Below are 17759 nucleotides of genomic sequence, written 5' to 3' on the forward strand. Positions count from 1 at the left end.
CGGAAAGGACGATCCCATGAACCTGGCTGCGACGCCCGACGACTCTGCGCAACCGCGCCATCGGTCTTCTCCCGAGGCCGATCTCAAAGCCTTGGCGGCCTCCTCGCATCTCAAGCGGCTGGAGGCCGAAAGCATCTACATCATGCGCGAGGTAGCGGCGGAGTTTTCCAACCCGGTGCTGCTCTATTCGGTAGGCAAGGATTCGTCGGTGCTGCTGCACCTGATGCAGAAGGCGTTCCATCCTGCGCCGCCGCCGATACCCATGCTGCACGTGGACACCACTTGGAAGTTCCGCGAGATGATCGCGTTCCGCGATCGCCGCGCGAAGGAAACCGGCTGCCGGCTGCTGGTGCATACCAACCGCGAGGGCCTGGAACAGGGCGTGGGTCCGTTCACCCATGGTGCGGCGGTGCATACCGACATCATGAAGACGCAGGCGCTGAAGCAGGCTTTGGCGCAATACAAGTTCGACGCGGCCATCGGCGGCGCCCGCCGCGACGAAGAGAAGTCGCGCGCGAAGGAGCGCGTGTTCTCCTTCCGCAATGCGCAGCAGCGCTGGGATCCGAAGAGCCAACGGCCCGAATTGTGGAGCCTCTACAACGCCCGCATCCACAAGGGCGAAAGCGTGCGCGCGTTCCCGCTGTCCAACTGGACGGAGCTGGACATCTGGCTCTACATCTACCGCGAAAACATCGAGGTGCCGTCGCTGTACCTGGCCAGGGAGCGTCCGGTGGTCGAGCGCGACGGCCGGCTGATCATGGTCGACGACGAGCGCATGCCGCTCGCGCCGGGCGAAGTGCCGCAGATGCGCAAGGTGCGCTTCCGCACGCTGGGCTGCTACCCGCTCACCGCGGCGATCGAGTCGCAGGCCGACACGCTGCCGGCGGTGATCCAGGAAATGCTGGTGGCGCGCACGTCCGAACGACAGGGCCGCGTCATCGACCATGACGTGGGCGCGTCGATGGAAAAGAAGAAGCAGGAAGGATATTTCTGATGACCGTGGAGCACACGAATCCGCAGGGCGCGGTCACCGCGATCGACGGCTACCTGGAGCGGCACGAGACCAAGAGCCTGCTGCGCGTGATCACCTGCGGCAGCGTGGACGACGGCAAGAGTACCCTGCTCGGACGCCTGCTGTACGACACCAAGCTGCTGTTCGACGACCAGCTGGCGGCGCTGGAGGATGACAGCCTGCGCCACGGCACGCAGAACGGCGAGCTGGATTTCGCGCTGCTGGTCGACGGCCTCGCGGCCGAGCAGGAGCAGGGCATCACCATCGACGTGGCTTACCGGTTCTTCAGCACCGACCGGCGCAAGTTCATCGTGGCCGATTGCCCGGGCCACGAGCAGTACACCCGCAACATGGCCACCGGCGCATCCACGGCGGAACTGGCGATCGTCCTGGTCGATGCCCGCAAGGGCCTGCTCACGCAGACCCGCCGGCACACCTACATCTGCGGCCTGCTTGGCATCCGCCATGTCGTACTGGCCGTCAACAAGATGGACCTGGTGGGCTATGCGCAGAACATCTTCAGGCGCATCGAGAGCGACTATCGCGTGGTCGCCGCTCAGATGGGTATCGAACAGGTCACGGCCGTGCCGCTTTCAGCGCTGCACGGCGAGAACGTTTCCAGGCGCTCCACGAAGATGGCCTGGTACAACGGCCCGAGCCTGCTCGGGCAGCTCGAGACGGTGCAGGTCGACCGCTCCGTCAGCAAGCTCGGCTTCCGCATGCCGGTGCAATGGGTGTGCCGGCCCAACCAGAATTTCCGCGGCTACGCGGGGCAGGTCGTCGCCGGCTCGGTCGCGCCGGGCGACGAAGTGGTGGTCTTGCCCAGCGGGGTACGCTCGCGCGTGGCGCGCATCGTCACTGCCGATGGCGACCTGCCGCAGGCCGCCGCCGGCGACGCGGTGGCGATCCAGCTGGAGGACGAGCGCGACATCAGCCGCGGGGACGTGATCGCCAGCACCTCGCAGCCGCCGCAGGTGGCCGACCAGTTTGCCGCGCACCTGCTGTGGATGGATGCGGCCGCACTGCTGCCGGGGCGTCCCTACTGGATGAAGATCGGCGCCCGGCTGGTCACCGCGCAGGTCACCGAAATCAAGCACCGCGTAGATGTGAACACGCAGGAGAGGCGCCCGGCCAAGCGCCTGGAGCTCAACGAGGTCGGCTACTGCAACCTGGGGCTCGATCACGCGATCGCCTTCGAGTCCTATGCCGATTGCCGCGAGCTGGGCGGGTTCATCCTGATCGACCGCCAGACCAACGCGACCGTGGCCGCCGGTACGCTGAGCTTCGCGCTGCGCCGCGCGGACAACATCCACTGGCAGCACACCGACGTCGACCGCGCCGCGCGCGCGCTCATCAAGGGCCAGACCCCGGCCTGCCTGTGGTTCACCGGCCTGTCCGGGTCTGGCAAGTCCGCCATCGCCAACGCGGTGGAAAAGCGGCTGCACGCGATGGGCTACCACACCTACATGCTGGACGGCGACAACGTGCGCCACGGCCTCAACCGCGACCTGGGCTTCACCGCCGAAGACCGTGTGGAGAACATCCGCCGTGTGGCCGAAGTGGCCAGGCTGATGGTGGATGCTGGCCTGATCGTAATGGTCTCCTTCATCAGCCCGTTCCGCAGCGAGCGCGGCATGGCCCGCGCCTTGTTCGACGAGGGCGAGTTCCACGAAGTGTTCGTGGACACGCCGCTGGAAGTCTGCGCGCAGCGCGACCCCAAGGGCCTGTATGCCAAGGCCCGCGCCGGCCAGATCCACAACTTCACAGGCATCGATTCGCCCTATGAGCGGCCCGAGCAGCCAGAGCTTCACCTTGAGACGCAGGGCGTGGCGGTGGAGGAGCTCGCGCAGCGCGTCATCGATACGCTGCCCGGCGTCTGATCGCGAGCATCCCTTCCTTGCGGGAGGGATGGCTCAGATGCACTGCCGTTCGCTGCGCGGGAATATCTTCACTTTGCTCGACGCGCCGGCGTGGCAGATGGTGCCGAAGGCGTGCTGCTCATAGAGCTCCTCCAGCTGCTGGTTGCAGCTGGCGATATCCATCGTCGCGATCACGTGCTCGCGTCCGCGACGGCCGAACTGGTCGGCCAGCTCGTCGTTCTCCAGCAAAGCGACCAGCCCGGCGCGCAGTGCAGCGACGTCCTTCTCGGCGTGGGCGAAGCCGGTCTTGCCGTGCACGATGCCCTCCTGCGCGCCGCCGCGCGCTGAGGTGACCACCGGGACGCCGGCCGCCTGGGCTTCCAGGATCACTATGCCCAGCCCTTCGGCGTCGCCGTTGTCGGCGGTGATGCTGGGCAGGCAGAACACGCGCGTCTGGTCCAGGCACTGGCGCACTCGCTCGGACGGCAGCGCGCCTAGGAAGGTCGCGCGCACGCCCCGCTCGCGGGCGTAGGCCTTCAGTTCTTCGCCCAGCGGTCCGTTGCCGACGATCACCAGGCGGTATTCGGGGAAGTCGTCCTGGATCTGCTCGAAGGCCTGCAGCAGGTAGCGACAGCCCTTCTTTTCCACCAGGCGCCCCACGTACAGGATGTCCCGCCGATCGGCGAGCGGCTTGGGGCCCGGCGCGAATTTGCCGGTGTCCACGCCGATATGCCGCACGGTGATCTTTTCCTCCGGCAAGCCGAATTCGATCGCCGCCTGCCGGATTGCCTTGGACACGGCGATGAAATGGATCCGCCGGTCCTGCGCCAGCGTCAGCAAGCCCTCGGGAAAGCCGCGCATGAAGCGCCCGCCGTTGCCGGCCTCCCACCAGCTGCGGTAAGTGTTGATGTCGTAGCCATGCAGGGTGATCAGGGTCGGCAGGTCCAACTGGCGCGCCAATGGCCAGATCCGGTAGGCGTCGGTGCCGAAGTGGATGTGCAGCAGGTTCGCATGCTCGGCTTTGAGCGCGCGGAGCTTGGGCCGCGACCAGATCAGGTAAGGCGAGCTGCGGTTGGCCACGCGCTGCACGAGGCGGTGGCGGTGGCCGAGCAGGCGCACGTCCAATCCATCGAGCGCAAGGCCGGTGCTTACCCTGCCGTCGCCTGCCAGGATCGCACGCCAGCCGCGGAGCATGCGCACCTGATCGCGGATGAAGGTCTCGGAATAGGGCAGCAGACGCGACTTGTAGACGATCACCTTCGGCCGCTTGTCACCCTGGGGGTTATTGTCGTTGTTCATGGGCGTGCGTCTGTTCCGGCTGGCTGCGGTTTCGTGGGCGCGCCCGGGCGCCGTCTCGCGTCGATCGTCATCAGCTTCGTACAGGATGGTCTCAGTTGGGGGCGAGGCCGCTTCTTGGAGCGTTCTTGTGTCACGGCTTCGGTTCGCAGTTGGGTTCGCAGTAATGATTCGCGCCCATCGCGTTCATTCCAGTGTGGCTACGCGCACCGTCGCCGCCGTGGTACCACTGCCGCTGGTCGGAAGGTCCTCGCGCAGCGCGGGTTCTGGCCAGCCGAATTTCGTGCCGAGTAATCCGTCCCATTCCTTGGGGTCGAAAATGTAGCGTCCGGCACCGGGGGTGAGCGTGAGCTCGCCGACATAGATGCGTCCCTGGTGCAGGTAAAGGTCCACCCGCATGTAACCCAGCGGCTCGGCCAGCCTGCGCGCTATCTGCAGCATCTCGTCCAGCTGGTCGGGCCGTGGTGCCGGACGGCCGCTGGTCTTCTGGTGCAGCAGCTGGAAGGGTGCCGGGCGCCAGTCCTCCAGGTACAGGTCCTGCGTCAGGTGCTCGAAGCGGCCCTGCATGTGCTGGATGAAGATGTAGGGTTTCTGGCCGGGGCCGGGATTGAAGACGTTGAACTTGAAGTCGTCGGGCGGCCTGCGTTCGGTCAGCAGCGCATGCTCGAAGATGATGCGCGGGCGGATGTAGCGGTAGTGCTTCTCGCGCATGCGCATCGGGAATTCCGACGTCATCCACAGGTTGGCCAGGCACGCCAGCTCGGCCGGATCTTCGTCGTACTTGTCGTGCACGATGCGCAGCTGGCCGAAGCTGTGGTTGGCCTTCATCACGAAGCTTTTGGGCAGCTCGTCGAAGGTTTCCGGCACGACCCGCTCGGTTATCAGGTGCGCCGGCACCAGGTATTGCGGACCGACCGTATTGGCGATGTAGCTGCGCACCTCGATCTTGTCGGCCAGCCGGGAAAACAGCGGCGACGGGTAGCGCATGCGATGGAAGATCTTTTCCGAGAAGCGCTGAGGCTGGTGGAAGCGGCACATCCGCCGGTGAGTCAGCAGGTACTTGTACTGGTAGAAGGCGCAATCGGGCAGCGCCATTACCAGCGAGGACATCTGTTCGCGGAACGTCTTGAGCTTTTGCGTCATTGCGTTGCCTGTTGCCTGACCGGCGCCTGGCGCGGGTGCCGCGGCCCTTTGGTGCGGTCGGGTCCGGGCCGTGGCGTTCCACGAAAGCGGTGGCGCGATTGTCCGCCGTGCCTGGTGGACGGTTCGTGCAATAGGGCTGGGCGAACGCTCCGGTTCGGAGCACGCCTTGCTATGGAATCCGCTGCGGGCCCGCCATGGCCTGTACGTGGTGATGCGCTGGTGGAGAGGGGCGGCAGCTCATCAGAGCGCAGCCCCTCCGGCCCCTACTTGGCGGCTGAGCCGCGTTTGGATCCCTGGGCCTTCTTGTTGGCATACGGAGACAGCAGAGTCACCGAGGACTGCAGTCGCACCACGTTGCTGGGCAGGCGGCCGGTCGCTTCGAGCGTCTGGCGCGGAGAGGCCAGCTTTGGGATCGCCGGGGTAGCCTGCAACTTCTGCCAGACGCGGCCCATCAGCGTCACGTAGATCACCGCGAGTGCGCCGAAGGCGAGCAGGTTGCTGCCGGGCGCCAGCGAGTGGGTGAGCATGCCGGTCAGCGCCAGCAGGATGGCCAGCGTCACCAGCGCCACCAGCGTGGTGCGTGGACCGAGGCCGGCGCGCATCATCATGTGGTGTACGTGGCCGCGGTCGGGCTTGAACGGGCTCTTGCCCTCGCGGATCCGCCGTACCATCACCGCCAGCGTGTCGAGCACCGGCAGCGCCACGCACCAGAGCACGTCCATGGTGGACAGCTCGTGGGTCGGGCCGGTCTGACTCAGGTGGATCAGCGACCAGGCGAGCATGTAGCCGATCACCATGCTGCCAGCGTCGCCCAGGAAGATCTTCTTGCCGACCAGTCCCAGGTTGACCGCCAGGTAGGGCACCAGCGCACCGGCCAACAGGACCAGCACGATCACGCCCGGCCACTGCGGCTGGCCCTGGTACATGATGATGGCGCCGATGCTCACCAGCGCCAGCGTGCCGGCCAGACCGTCGATGCCGTCCATCATGTTGAAGGCGTTGAGCAGGCCGATCACCGCCACGACGGTCAGCGGTATGCCGAACACGCCAAGTTCGAATTCCTGGCCGAACAGGTGTCCCAGCGTGTGGATCTGCACGCCAGTCACCGCGACCATGGTGAGCACGGCGGCGGTCTGCACGAGCAGCCGCGTGCGCACGGACAGATCGAAGCGGTCGTCCAGCGCGCCCACCAGGGCGAGGACGGCCGCGGTAGCCAGCAGGGCGATAGTGTAGAGATGCGGCTGTCCGTCCACGACGGTGCCGGCAAGCACGCCGATGAACGCGGCGAGTCCTCCGATCAGGGGTACGTGGCCGACATGGAGCTTGCGCTCATTCGGTCGGTCGACCAGGCCCCAGGGCTCGGCAAAGCGGTAAAGCACGGCGATCGCCAGCCCCGAAACACAGGCGGCGGTAAGGCAAGCGATAAGTATCCGGGAGTACTGCATAGTGGCTGTGTCCCATCGTCCTGAATGGGCCATGTCGGCAGACGGACCATCTCCGCCACCGAACACGGCACCACCTGCATGCGCAGGCATAACCGGATATCCCCGTTCCCTGGCCCGACTGATCGGGCTTCGGGCAAGAGTAGGCAGCCGCCAGTGCAATTCTCGTCAATGAGAGGCAGGGGCCTGAAGCCTGCAAAGGAGGCGCCCAGGCGCCTGTCCGGCCCGCTCGCGGTTCAGCGGAACATCAGGTTGATGGCGACCAGGGAGGCCACCAGCACCAGTAAGGTAAGCGGCACGCCCACGCGCAGAAAATCCTTGCCGCGGTAGCCGCCGGGGCCGGCCACCATCATCAGCGCCGGATGTCCGGAACTGAGCAGGAAGGTGTTGGACGAGGATACCGCCACGATCAGCGCATAGGCTGAAGGATTGCCGCCGGTGGCCACCGCCACACTGATGGCGATGGGCACCATCATCACGGTCGCGCCCACGTTCGACATGACCTGCGAAAAAAGCAGCGTGAGCACCGCCAGGCACGTCTGCAGGATCCACGGCGAAGCGCCCCCCAGGTGATTGAGCACTTCCTGTGCCAGCCACGCGGCCGTGCCGGTGGCGTCCATCGACCATCCGAGCGGGATGAGGCAGGCGGTCACGAAGATCGTCTTCCAGTTGACCGCCTTGTAGGCCTCGTCCATGTTCAGCACACCGGTCAGCAGCATGCCGATGGCGCCGGTCATCATCGCTACCGACAAGTCCAGGTGGGTGAACAGCGCCAGGCACTTGGCCAGCAGGAAGAAGCCCACCGCCTGCCAGATCTTGCCTGGACGCTGCTCCTCCTTGGGGATGTCGGTGACGACCACCAGGTCCTTGTCTTCCGACGCCAGCGCCAGGTCGCGCCAGCTCGAGTGCAGCACCAGCGTGTCGCCGGCGCGCAGGCTCACGCCGCGGACATCGTCGCGGAACACCTGGTCGCCGCGGTTGATCGCCAGCACCGAGATGCCGTAGCGCTTGCGCAGCCGCAGGTCGCCCACGCTCTGCTTGAGGAAGCGCGAAGACGGCGGCAGCACCGCCTCGGAGATGCCGGCACGGGTCGGGTTGAACAGCTCGCCCAGCTGCCGCATGCGCGGCGACACCTTGCACAGCTGGTTGTTGGCGAACTGCGCCACCTGGTCGCGCGGCGCCAGCACGCCCAGCACCGAGCCAACCCAGATCACGTAGTCGACCGGCGGCGCCATGCGCGCGTCATTGCCGCTCTTGATCGCCAAGATCAGCGGCGCGCCGTGCAGCTGTTCCACTTCACCGATGCTCATGCCGACCAGCGGACTCTCGGCGGTGACAGTCAGTTCGGCCGTCTCGCCGCCGATCCCGTAGGTCTCGGCGAAGTAGCTTTCGGTACGGCCCGGGGTGACCTTCAGCCGCTCGTCTTCGCGCTCGGGCAGCAGCCGGCGGGTGAACAGCCAGAAGTAGGCGATGCCCAGCAGGGCAAGCAGCAGGCCTACGGGCGTGACGCTGAACAGGCCGAATTTCGGAATGGTGTGCGCGCCGGGCGGCAGGTTGGCGTTGGCGCTGGCGATCAGGTCGTTGAGGACGATCAGCGGCGAGTTGGCGATCAGCGTGGTGTTGGTCGCGGTGAGGATGCAGAAGCCCATCGGCAACAGCAGCCGCGAGATCGGCACGCCGGTGCGCGCGGACAGGCGGCTGGTCACCGGGATCATGAGCGCCGCCAGTGCCTGGCTCGGGATCACCGCACTGAAGAGGCTCGTGACCGAGTTGATCACGACGCCCAGACGCGACTCCCTGCCGCGCGCCATGCGCATCACGAAACTGGCGGTCAGCGAGAGCACGCCGGCGCGGTCCAGCCCCGCGCCCATGATCATGATCGCGATGATCGCGATAACCGCGTTGCCGGCGAAGCCGTTGAACACGCGATCGGAGGGAATCAGCCCGGTCAGGCCGATCACCACCACCACCAGCAGCGCCACCATGTCGGCGCGGATCCACTCCAGCACCAGCATCAGCATGGTGAAGCCCACCAGCCCGAGCACCAGGATCATTTCGGGGGTGAGCGCGAGGGCCACTAGCGATCGTCCAGGTGGGGCTGGTGGTGGAAGCGGATGGGATTGTGCAGTGGTTGCCTCACGCGGCCGGGCCCGTCCCTGTTTGCCGGCCAGTATAAGCGGGGCATCCCAGCGGCTGGTGAACCTAGGGCTCGCGCATAGCTCGAACCCTCATCCCTTCCGGGGAGAGGGAGCAACCCATCACGCCTTGCGATAGAGCAGGTCCCAAACGCCATGCCCGAGCCTCAGGCCACGCCGCTCGAAGTGTGTCTCGATGCGCCAGGCCGGCTTCTGCGCGTACCGGCCCGGCGCGACGGCGTTGCGCCAGGCGGGCGCCGCTTCCATCACTTCGAGCATGTGTTCGGCGTAGGGCTGCCAGTCGGTTGCCAGGTGCAGCAGGCCGTCGGGCGCCATGCGCGAGGCGAGCAGGGCGACGAATTCCGGCTGCACGATGCGCCGCTTGTTGTGCCGCTTCTTGTGCCAGGGGTCGGGAAACCAGAGCCGTGCCTCGGCCAGCGTGCCCGGCGCGATCTCGTGCTCCAGCACCTCGACCGCGTCGTGCTTGTAGATGCGCACGTTGTGCGCGTCGTGCGCCGCCAATGCGTTCATCAGGCGTCCCACGCCGGGGCCGTGCACCTCGATGCCCACGTAGTCGCGGGCGGGATCATGCTCGCTGGCCCAGGCCAGCGCCTCGCCGTTGCCGAAACCGATCTCCAGCACCCGTGGCGCGTACCGGCCGAAGCGCACGCCCAGGTCCTGTACGGTGCCGGTGTAGTCGATGCCGAAGCGAGCCCAGTGCGCGTCGAAGGCGCGCTGCTGGGCCGGGGTCATGCGGCCCTCGCGCAGCACGAAGCTGCGGATGCGGCGCAGGTGCGGGGGCTGGTCGGGAAGGTCGGTCACGGCGTGCGCCTGGGTTTGCGATGGACGTGGCGCTTGTGTGTCACGCCGAGGGGGCGCGCATTGTAGCGGCGGCGCCGCGAGGGCGCCGCCTGGAGGCCTCAGTGTTGGTCGTCGAGCCGGCGCGGTGCCTCGTGTCGTGGATGCTCTGCCGGCGGGCGCGGCTGGGGCGCCTGGGTGGGCGGCGGGGCGGCGCGCTGTACCGGTGGGGACTGCGATATCGGCCGCATCGAGCGGAAGTCGGGTGCACGCTCGAAACGCTGCGGTTGCGGCGGTGTGCGGTCGCGCAGCTGCGCTTCGAAATCCGGTGCGCGCATGCGGGCCGGCAGGGCGGGTTCGCCGCGCGGCGGCATGGCCTGCTCGCGACGTACTTCCTCGATGCGTGCCGCCCGCGCCTGTGCGTCGGCATTCGGCGGCGCCTGCTGGAAACGGGGTATGTCGCCTTCCGTGCGGCGTGCTGGTGCGGGCTGCACTGCGGCCCGTTCGAAGCGCGGTACCTGCGGCAGCGGGGAGGCCCCGCGCGCGGCAGGTTCGCGATCGGACGCGCCGCTGGAAATGAAGCTCACGCTGCCCGGGCGCTGCGCCGGTTCGTGGGGCAGGTATCCGCCCGGGCGGGCGAAGCGCGCCGAGCGCAGTTCACCCGGGCGCAGCGGCTCCTCGCGAACAGGTCTGGCGGAGGCCGCGTCGCTACTGCGGATGTCGCGACCGCCGGCGAAACGCGCCGTGTCATCCGCGGGCGCTCGCGGCGGGCGGGCACGATCGGCCGGTACGATGCGCGCGACCGACGGCAGGGTCGCCGCGTGGGTCTGCAGGACACGGACATTCCCCGGCGCCTGCGGACGCGGACGAAGCATGCGACCGTCGGACGCCATGTCCATGCGCGGCGCGTGCAACGCCACGACCTCGCGCCGGAAGCCCTGCGCGGGCAGCGGGCGCGCCTGCGGCGGGCGCTGCGGGGCGAAGCTGCGGGGCGTGGGGCGCGGCGTGCCGGCGCGGGTCAGCACCGATGCGCCGGCTAGCTGGCCCGGGTCCAGCCTCAGCTGGTGCCGCTGCACGCGGTCGGCCTCGGCGAAGTTGCGCGCAGGCATCGCGGTGAAGCCGCGCGGCCCGTGGGCGTCATGGCCCATGGCACGCACCGGCGGGGCGATACCGCGGTTCCAGTCGCGGTAGCGGCTGTCGATGCGGTTGGTGATCACCGTGCGGTTGACGTTGCGCACGTAGATGTTGGTCACGTTGATCTGGGTGTAGTAGCGGCGGCTGCTGCGGTACCACGGGTCGTACACGTCGCCCGGGCCGAGCGGGAACCAGCCCACCGGCGCGCTGCCGATCGATACGCCCCAGTGCCCGCCGCCGACGAAGGCGACCAGCGCCGGCGCGTACACCGGACGCCAGCCGATCGGCCCGGGCACCCAGCACCAGCCGTCGCGCCAGGCCCAGCGTCCATAGTGATAGGGAGCAAAACCCCAGGGCGCGTCATCCACCCAGGTCCAGCCCCAAGGGGCGACCCAGGCCCAGTGGCCGTCGCGGTAGGGCGCCCAATCGGCGCCGACGTCGGCCGGGTACCACACCGTGCCGTAATCCGGGTCGCTGCGCCATTGGCCGTAGCTGTCCAGATCCTGGTAGCCGATCACGTCTTCGGAAACGTAGCGGCGCGAGCCGGAGGAGGCGTAGTGGCGGTCGCGCTCGTTGGACCATGCGTCGAAGCCGTCGCCGCCTGCTATGTCTTCCAAGGCGACGTCGTTCAGCGAGGAATCGGCAAAGCGGTAGCTGCGCCCGGCGACGACCAGCCGCTGCGCATCGTTCTCGCCGTAGACCGTGGCGCTGCCGTCGAAGGCGGTGACGCGGGTGCCTTGGCCGTCGCGATCGACATCGACGCGGAAGCTGCCGGGATGGTCGACCACCAGCGCGACAGTCGGCGTGTCGATCTCGTAGCTCTGGCCATCGTCCAGCCGGCGCACGGTCAGGGCGAGCGTGCCCTGGGTCAGTTCGAGCTGGGCCATGCGGTCGTCCAGCTGCAGGACGCCCACGTCCGTCTGGCCGTCCAGGCGCAGCGCGGCGCCGCCGAGCTCCAGCTCGGCGCGGGCGCCGGCGGCGCTGGAAAGCCGGTCGCCGCTGGTCAACGGACGGTTGATGCCCGCTTCGCCCCAGTCCTGCCCGCCGGAAGGCAGCAGGCCGACGTCGCCCTCCAGGTAGGAAAGCCGCGCGACGCGATCGGGCGGGTCGCCCGCGGTGTCGGCCGCCTGCGCGTGCAGCACACCGCCGGCGCACAACAGCACGGTTGCGGCGCAAGAGCGCCAGATCAGCTGCAGCTTCGACGGTGCACGCATGATGTCCTCTCCGCCATGTTTGGGCACGGGAACGGTTCTCGTCACGACGCGATGGCCGATTATGGGCCGGCCGTTCATCCGGCAACGGGCCGATGCGCATGACGGTTCAGCCGGCCGCCATGTGCGGTTCACACCGCATTGAGCCTGGCTGGCTACCGGTTTTTCGCGAGGGGCATTTCCTGCCCGTCGTTTCCCGGGTTACCATCCCGGCGAACGCGGGTGTAGCTCAATGGTAGAGCTGTAGCTTCCCAAGCTACTGACGAGGGTTCGATTCCCTTCACCCGCTCCAGCTTCGCTCCAACACGAAAGCCCGATCCCCGTCGGGCCCCTCATCGGACTGCGGCGTGTGCGGATGAATGCAGGCGTGATCACCCTCGGTTGGCGGGAGCGGCTGGCGTTGCCGCAGTTCGGCATTGGCCAGCTCAAGGCCAAGCTCGATACCGGCGCCCGCTCAAGTTCGCTGCACGTCGATGCGCTGGACACCTTTCAGCGGGAGGGGGCGACCTGGCTGCGCTTTTCGCTCACGCTTGGGCCACGCCACCGGCACACCGTGCAGTGCGAGGCGCCCGCCCTGGAGCGGCGCGTGGTCACCGACACCGGCGGGCACAGCACCGAGCGCTGGTTCGTGCGCAGCGAGGTGCTGCTGGCCGGCGAGCGCTTTCCCATCGACATCAGCCTCACCGACCGCCGGCATATGCTGTTTCCCATGCTGCTCGGCCGCAGCGCCCTGCTGGGTCGTTTCGCGGTGGACCCGGCGCTTTCCTACACCCAGCCACGCCCCCGAGCCGCATCCGCGGCGCCGGGCCTGTCCTGAGTCGCCCAAACCTCACCGGTCATTCCCATGAAGATCGCGATCCTGTCGCGCAACACGCGGCTGTACTCGACCCGCCGGCTGGTCGAGGCCGCGCGCGAACGCAACCACGTGGTGCGCGTGCTAGACCCGTTGCGCTGCTATGTGCGCATCGCTCCGAACGACGTTTCCGTGCGCTACAAGGGCAAGGCCCTGCGCGAGATCGACGCGGTGATCCCGCGCATCGGCACTACCGCAACCTTCTACGGCACGGCCGTGCTGCGCCAGCTGGAGATGATGGGCGTGTACACACCCAACTCCTCCGACGCGGTGCTGCGCGCGCGCGACAAGCTGCGCGCCTTGCAGATCCTCGCCTCGCACGGGCTCGACATGCCGGTGACCGTGTTTGGCGACAACCCCGACGACACCAACGATGTGCTGGCCATGCTCGGCGAGCCGCCGCACGTCATCAAGTTGAACGAAGGCAGCCAGGGTACCGGCGTGGTGCTGGCGGAGAAACGCAGCGCCTCGCAGAGCGTGATCGAAGCCTTTCGCGGCCTGTACGCGAATTTCCTGGTGCAGGAGTTCATCGCGGAGGCCAAGGGCAGCGACCTGCGCTGCTTCGTGGTCGGCAAGAAGGTGATCGCGGCCATGCAGCGCGACGCCAGCCCCGGCGATTTCCGCGCCAACCTGCATCGTGGCGGCAGCGCGGTGAAGGTGATACCGAGCGCCGACGAAAAGCGCATCGCCGTGCGCGCGGCCGCTGCGCTGGGCCTGGGGATCGCCGGCGTCGACCTGCTGCGCTCCCGGCGCGGGCCGCTGCTGCTGGAAGTGAATGCCTCGCCTGGCCTGGAGGGCATCGAAGCGGCTACCGGGGTGGACGTCGCGGGGCAAATCATCGCCTTCGTGGAACGGCATCCATAAGCGTTTGCGCGGGCATTCCTTGCGCGGCCATAAGCCTGAGGCGCCCGCAGATCGCCGCCGACACCGTGAGCAACATGTCGACGGCGCCGCAGCCGGCGGCGGCATCGCTTAACCCGCCCGTCAGGTCGCATTAACCCCGTCGTAACCGTGCTGAACCTATAACATCCCCTACTGCAATGTGCCTGGCACCCACTGCAAGTTGGTGACGGCAGATTTCGGTATCGGGGCAGTAAGCTTTAGGCCCAGGTGCGCCGGCGACGAGTCGGGCATCTGGGCCTTTTTATTGGCACGGCCTGCACCGGCCGCCCCCGTGACGGCAAGCTTGTTAAGCTTGCTTACCTCGACAGCCAGTGGCCTATGGAGTGGCGCATGCGTGTCCTTGTGATTGAAGACAACAGCGATATCGCGACCAACATCGGCGATTACCTGGAAGACCGCGGCCACGTGGTCGACTTCGCCGGCGACGGCGTCACCGGCCTGCACCTGGCCGTAGTGCACGACTTCGACGTGATCGTGCTGGACCTCACCCTGCCGGGCATGGATGGCCTGGACGTGGCGCGCAAGCTGCGCCACGAGGCGCACAAGCAGACGCCTGTGCTGATGCTCACCGCGCGCGACGCGCTGGAGCAAAAGCTCACCGGCTTCGAGTCCGGCGCCGACGACTACATGACCAAGCCCTTCGCCCTGCAGGAACTTGCCGCGCGGCTGGAAGTGCTGGCGCGCCGCGGCAAGGGTCCGCAGAGCCGCGTGCTCAAGGTCGCCGACCTGACCTACAACCTGGACACGCTGACGGTCACCCGCGACGGCAAGTCGATCCAGTTGAACCCGATCGGCCTGAAGCTGCTGCAGGCGCTGATGGAAGCCAGCCCCTCGGTGGTCACCCGGCAAGACCTGGAACAGCGCGTATGGGGCGAGGAACTGCCCGATTCCGATTCGCTGCGCGTGCATATCCATGGCCTGCGCGCGGCGATCGACAAACCCTTCGACAAGCCGCTGATCCATACGCGGCACGGCATCGGATACCGCATGGTCGAGCCGGATGCTGTCCAGGCGTAAGCTGCGGTTCCGGTTGATCGTCTCCTTCGCGCTGTTCGGCTTCGGCCTCAGCGCGTTGTTTGCGTTTGCAGCTCTGAACATCCGCACGCGGGTGGAGGACCAGCTTGTCACGGCGTCACTGCAGCAGGACGTCGATCAGGCAGTCGAGCACGTCCATCAGGACCCGAGCAAGCCCGCCGGCTCGGAGCTGGTGGAAGCGTGGATGCGTAGCGAACGCACGCTCTACAACATGCCACTGGCCTGGCAGAACCTCGAAAGCGGCGTGCACGACATCTACGAGAAAGGCAGCGACGGCAAGCCGCACCATTACAAGCTGGCGGTGCGTCGCAAGTATGGCCTGATCGGGTTCGTCCGCTACGACGTCACGCGCGAGGAGCTGGGCAAGCGGCAGTTGCTGGTCAGCGTGATCGGGGCGGTGCTCCTGTTCGGCCTGCTCTCGCTGGTGCTGGGCCTATGGCTGTCGCGCAAGGTGCTCAAGCCGGTCAGCGAGCTGGCCACACGCCTGCGCGGCTTCCGCAAGGCCGGCAAGGCCGAGCCGCTGGCGCCGCATTTTGCCGACGACGAGGTCGGCGAGCTGGCGCTGGCGCTGGACGAATACGCGGCGCGGCTGACCGCGATGGTCGAGCGCGACCGCGAGTTCAACTCCGACGTCAGCCACGAACTGCGCACGCCGCTGGCGGTGATCGCCAGCACCACCGAGCTGCTGCAGGGTTCGCCCGATCTCACCGACAAGCTGCGCGAGCGGCTCAAGCGCATCGAGCGCTCCTCGCGCCAGGCCACCGAGCTGATCGAGGCGCTGCTGCTGCTCTCGCGCGCGGAACGGCGCGGACCCACGCGCGGCGAGACCACCGACGTGGCCAAGGTGGCAGCCGACGTGATCGAGAGTCAGCGCCCGCAGATGCGCGACAAGCCGCTGGGCATCGAGTTGGCCGTGGGTGCGCCGGTGAGCGTTAACGCGCCCGCTTCGGTGTTGTCGGTCGCGCTGACCAATCTGATCGGCAATGCGATCAAGTACACGCTCGAAGGGCTGGTGCGGGTGGAGATCGGCCGCGGCCGGGTCGAGGTGATCGACACCGGCCCCGGCATCAAGCCGGAGGACGCCGAGCGGCTGTTCCAGCGCGGCGTGCGCGGCGAAGGCGCAGGCGGCAGCGGCGCGGGGCTGGGCTTGGCGATCGTGCGCCGGCTGTGCGACCTGTACGGCTGGCAGGTATCGATGCGGCCGCGCAGCGACGCCAACGGCGCGATCGCAAGCCTGGTGTTCGAGCCGGGCTGATCTTTTACCTCTCCCCGCAGGGAGACAGCTGGGATCGGGGGCTCGCGGGGACCTTCGTCATTGCCAAAGAAGAAAAGGCCGCATCGCTGCGGCCTTTTGGGGAGGCGAAAGGCCTCCCCCTCTAGCCAACCCTCTCCCCCGGCTGCGCCGGGGGAGAGAGTGCAGAGCGGTTACACCGGTTCGAGCCAACCCCACTGGTCGTTCGTGCGCCCGTCGAACAGGCCGAAGTACAGCTCCTGCAGCCGGCGCGTCACGCGTCCGGCCGTGCCGTTGCCGATCTGCTTGCCGTCGATCGAGCGGATCGGCGTCACTTCGGCGGCGGTGCCGCACATCAGCACTTCATCGGCAAGATACAGATACTCGCGCGGCAGGTCGCGCTCGACGACTTCGATGCCGTCTTCGTGCGCCAGCGTCTTCAACGTATCGCGCGTGATACCCGTAAGAATCGAGGCGCTGGCCGGCGTAGTGTGCAGCACGCCGTCGAACACCAGGAACAGGTTCTCGCCCGCGCCCTCGCTGAGCAGGCCGGTGTTGGCCAGCGCGATGCCCTCGCCGAAGCCCAGCCGGCGCGCCTCGCGCGCGATCAGCTGGCCGGAGAGGTAATTGCCGCCGGCCTTGGCGCCCGCGGGGATGGTGTTGGGCGCGAAGCGCTGCCAGCTCGACACGCAGGCGGTGATGCCCTGCTCGAGCGCCTCGGGCCCGAGATACGGGCCCATCGGCCAGGCCGCCACGGCGACATCGATCGGCGTCTCGGCGGAGAGGCCGAAACCACCCAGGCCCCGGTAGGCCACCGGACGCAGGTAGGCGGCGGCCAGGCCGTTCTTCTTGATGACGTCGCGGCAGGCGGCGGCCAGCTCGTCCTGAGAGTAGGGCAGCACCATGTCGTAGATCTTCGCCGACTGGTAAAGCCGCTTGAGGTGGTCGGTCAGGCGAAAGATCGCCGCGCCGTCGGGCGTGGCGTAGCTGCGGATGCCTTCGAACACCGAAGAGCCGTAATGCAGCGCATGCGACATCACGTGGGTGGTGGCCTCGCGCCACGGCTTGATCTCACCGTTCTGCCAGATCCACTCGGGGTATTGCTGCGCCATGACGGTTCTCCTGCAGGGGACCGCCCATGATACCCGTTGGACCCGACCCGCCGCGCGTGCCTATTCCTGGCGCAGCCACAGGCAGCCGGAGTGCGGCTCGATGGCGAAGCGGGTTTCCTCGCTGCCGGCGCTGCCGTCCGCGGCGACGGTACGCACGACGAGCGCGGGCCTGCCGGCCGCTGGATCGGCTCCAGTATCCGCCAGCTCGATGCCCAACAAGGGCCGCCGCATCAGCGCGGCCAGGGTGCGTATGTCGGCCACCGCGGCACGCTTGCCGTAGCCGGCCCAGAGCATCAGGCCGGCGAGACGGTTGGCATCGCCGTCGGCGAAGGCGTCGATGACGGCCTGGCGCAGCGCCTCGGCGTCGACGGCGCAGGTGACCGCAGGCGGGCGCAGCGAGGGCGGCGGGATCGCGGCCGAGGTCGCCGGCGCAGGCGTGGCCTGCAGGCTGGCGCAGGGCTGGTCGGTGAACACCGGCAGGCCATCCGCGCCGATGCAGCGATGGATCGGCGTCTGCGCCCGCGCGCAGAACGCGGCGAGGCTCAACAGCAGCAGGCAGGACATGCGCAGTGCAGGCATCGGCCGAGCATAGCCG

At 67.8% G+C, this 17759-nt stretch carries 14 protein-coding genes and 1 tRNA gene; 7 read left to right on the forward strand and 8 right to left on the reverse strand.

Annotated elements, in window-relative coordinates:
* Window positions 1-16: 16 nt before the first annotated feature.
* Window positions 17-994 (forward strand): sulfate adenylyltransferase subunit CysD, encoded by a 978-nt coding sequence (gene cysD / locus VGU65_RS00080; protein ID WP_327472115.1) that lies wholly within the window; start codon window positions 17-19, stop codon window positions 992-994.
* The gene (gene cysN, locus VGU65_RS00085; protein WP_327472116.1) at window positions 994-2892 is read left to right on the forward strand and encodes a sulfate adenylyltransferase subunit CysN; all 1899 of its coding nucleotides are present in this window, start codon (window positions 994-996) and stop codon (window positions 2890-2892) included. Before cysD ends, cysN begins: the two co-directional genes overlap by 1 nt.
* 33 nt (window positions 2893-2925) lie before the next feature.
* On the opposite strand, the gene VGU65_RS00090 is transcribed toward cysN, so the two are convergent.
* From VGU65_RS00090 to VGU65_RS00115, 6 genes are all read right to left on the reverse strand, one after another.
* Complete coding sequence (locus VGU65_RS00090; protein WP_327472117.1) at window positions 2926-4170, reverse strand: glycosyltransferase; 1245 nt, start codon at window positions 4168-4170, stop codon at window positions 2926-2928.
* Between the two features lie 183 nt (window positions 4171-4353).
* A complete protein-coding gene (locus VGU65_RS00095) occupies window positions 4354-5310 on the reverse strand; it encodes an ATP-grasp fold amidoligase family protein (RefSeq protein ID WP_327472118.1) in 957 nt (318 codons plus the stop codon).
* Between the two features lie 263 nt (window positions 5311-5573).
* Entirely contained in the window at window positions 5574-6755 is a 1182-nt protein-coding gene (locus VGU65_RS00100) for an MraY family glycosyltransferase (protein WP_327472119.1), read from the reverse strand.
* A gap of 233 nt (window positions 6756-6988) precedes the next feature.
* Window positions 6989-8806, reverse strand: a complete 1818-nt coding sequence (locus VGU65_RS00105; protein WP_327472231.1) for an SLC13 family permease — start codon at window positions 8804-8806, stop codon at window positions 6989-6991.
* Window positions 8807-9010: 204 nt separating this feature from the next.
* Window positions 9011-9709, reverse strand: coding sequence for a tRNA (guanosine(46)-N7)-methyltransferase TrmB (gene trmB / locus VGU65_RS00110; protein ID WP_327472120.1), 699 nt, complete (start codon window positions 9707-9709; stop codon window positions 9011-9013).
* Window positions 9710-9807: 98 nt separating this feature from the next.
* A complete protein-coding gene (locus tag VGU65_RS00115; RefSeq protein WP_327472121.1) occupies window positions 9808-12033 on the reverse strand; it encodes a DUF6600 domain-containing protein in 2226 nt (741 codons plus the stop codon).
* A 215-nt stretch (window positions 12034-12248) separates the two neighbouring features.
* On the opposite strand from VGU65_RS00115, the gene VGU65_RS00120 reads away from it, so the two are divergent.
* From VGU65_RS00120 to VGU65_RS00140, 5 genes are all read left to right on the forward strand, one after another.
* Window positions 12249-12322 (forward strand) — tRNA-Gly (locus VGU65_RS00120).
* A 63-nt stretch (window positions 12323-12385) separates the two neighbouring features.
* Window positions 12386-12847 carry an ATP-dependent zinc protease family protein gene (locus VGU65_RS00125; protein ID WP_327472122.1) on the forward strand — a complete coding sequence of 154 codons (462 nt, stop codon included), beginning with the start codon at window positions 12386-12388 and terminating at the stop codon, window positions 12845-12847.
* A 27-nt stretch (window positions 12848-12874) separates the two neighbouring features.
* Window positions 12875-13747 (forward strand): 30S ribosomal protein S6--L-glutamate ligase, encoded by an 873-nt coding sequence (gene rimK / locus VGU65_RS00130; RefSeq protein WP_327472123.1) that lies wholly within the window; start codon window positions 12875-12877, stop codon window positions 13745-13747.
* 369 nt (window positions 13748-14116) lie between these two features.
* The gene (locus tag VGU65_RS00135; RefSeq protein ID WP_327472124.1) at window positions 14117-14803 is read left to right on the forward strand and encodes a response regulator transcription factor; all 687 of its coding nucleotides are present in this window, start codon (window positions 14117-14119) and stop codon (window positions 14801-14803) included.
* Window positions 14787-16076: a sensor histidine kinase gene (locus tag VGU65_RS00140; RefSeq protein WP_327472125.1), complete on the forward strand. Its 1290-nt coding sequence runs from the start codon at window positions 14787-14789 to the stop codon at window positions 16074-16076. Before VGU65_RS00135 ends, VGU65_RS00140 begins: the two co-directional genes overlap by 17 nt.
* Before the next feature lie 170 nt (window positions 16077-16246).
* Here VGU65_RS00140 and VGU65_RS00145 read toward each other — a convergent pair whose 3' ends face one another.
* Entirely contained in the window at window positions 16247-17164 is a 918-nt protein-coding gene (locus VGU65_RS00145; RefSeq protein WP_327472126.1) for a branched-chain amino acid transaminase, read from the reverse strand.
* A 60-nt stretch (window positions 17165-17224) separates the two neighbouring features.
* Window positions 17225-17728, reverse strand: a complete 504-nt coding sequence (locus VGU65_RS00150) for a DUF4124 domain-containing protein (protein ID WP_327472127.1) — start codon at window positions 17726-17728, stop codon at window positions 17225-17227.
* Window positions 17729-17759: the final 31 nt, after the last annotated feature.

This window comes from Frateuria sp., from assembly GCF_035943815.1.
GTDB lineage: Bacteria > Pseudomonadota > Gammaproteobacteria > Xanthomonadales > Rhodanobacteraceae > Frateuria_A.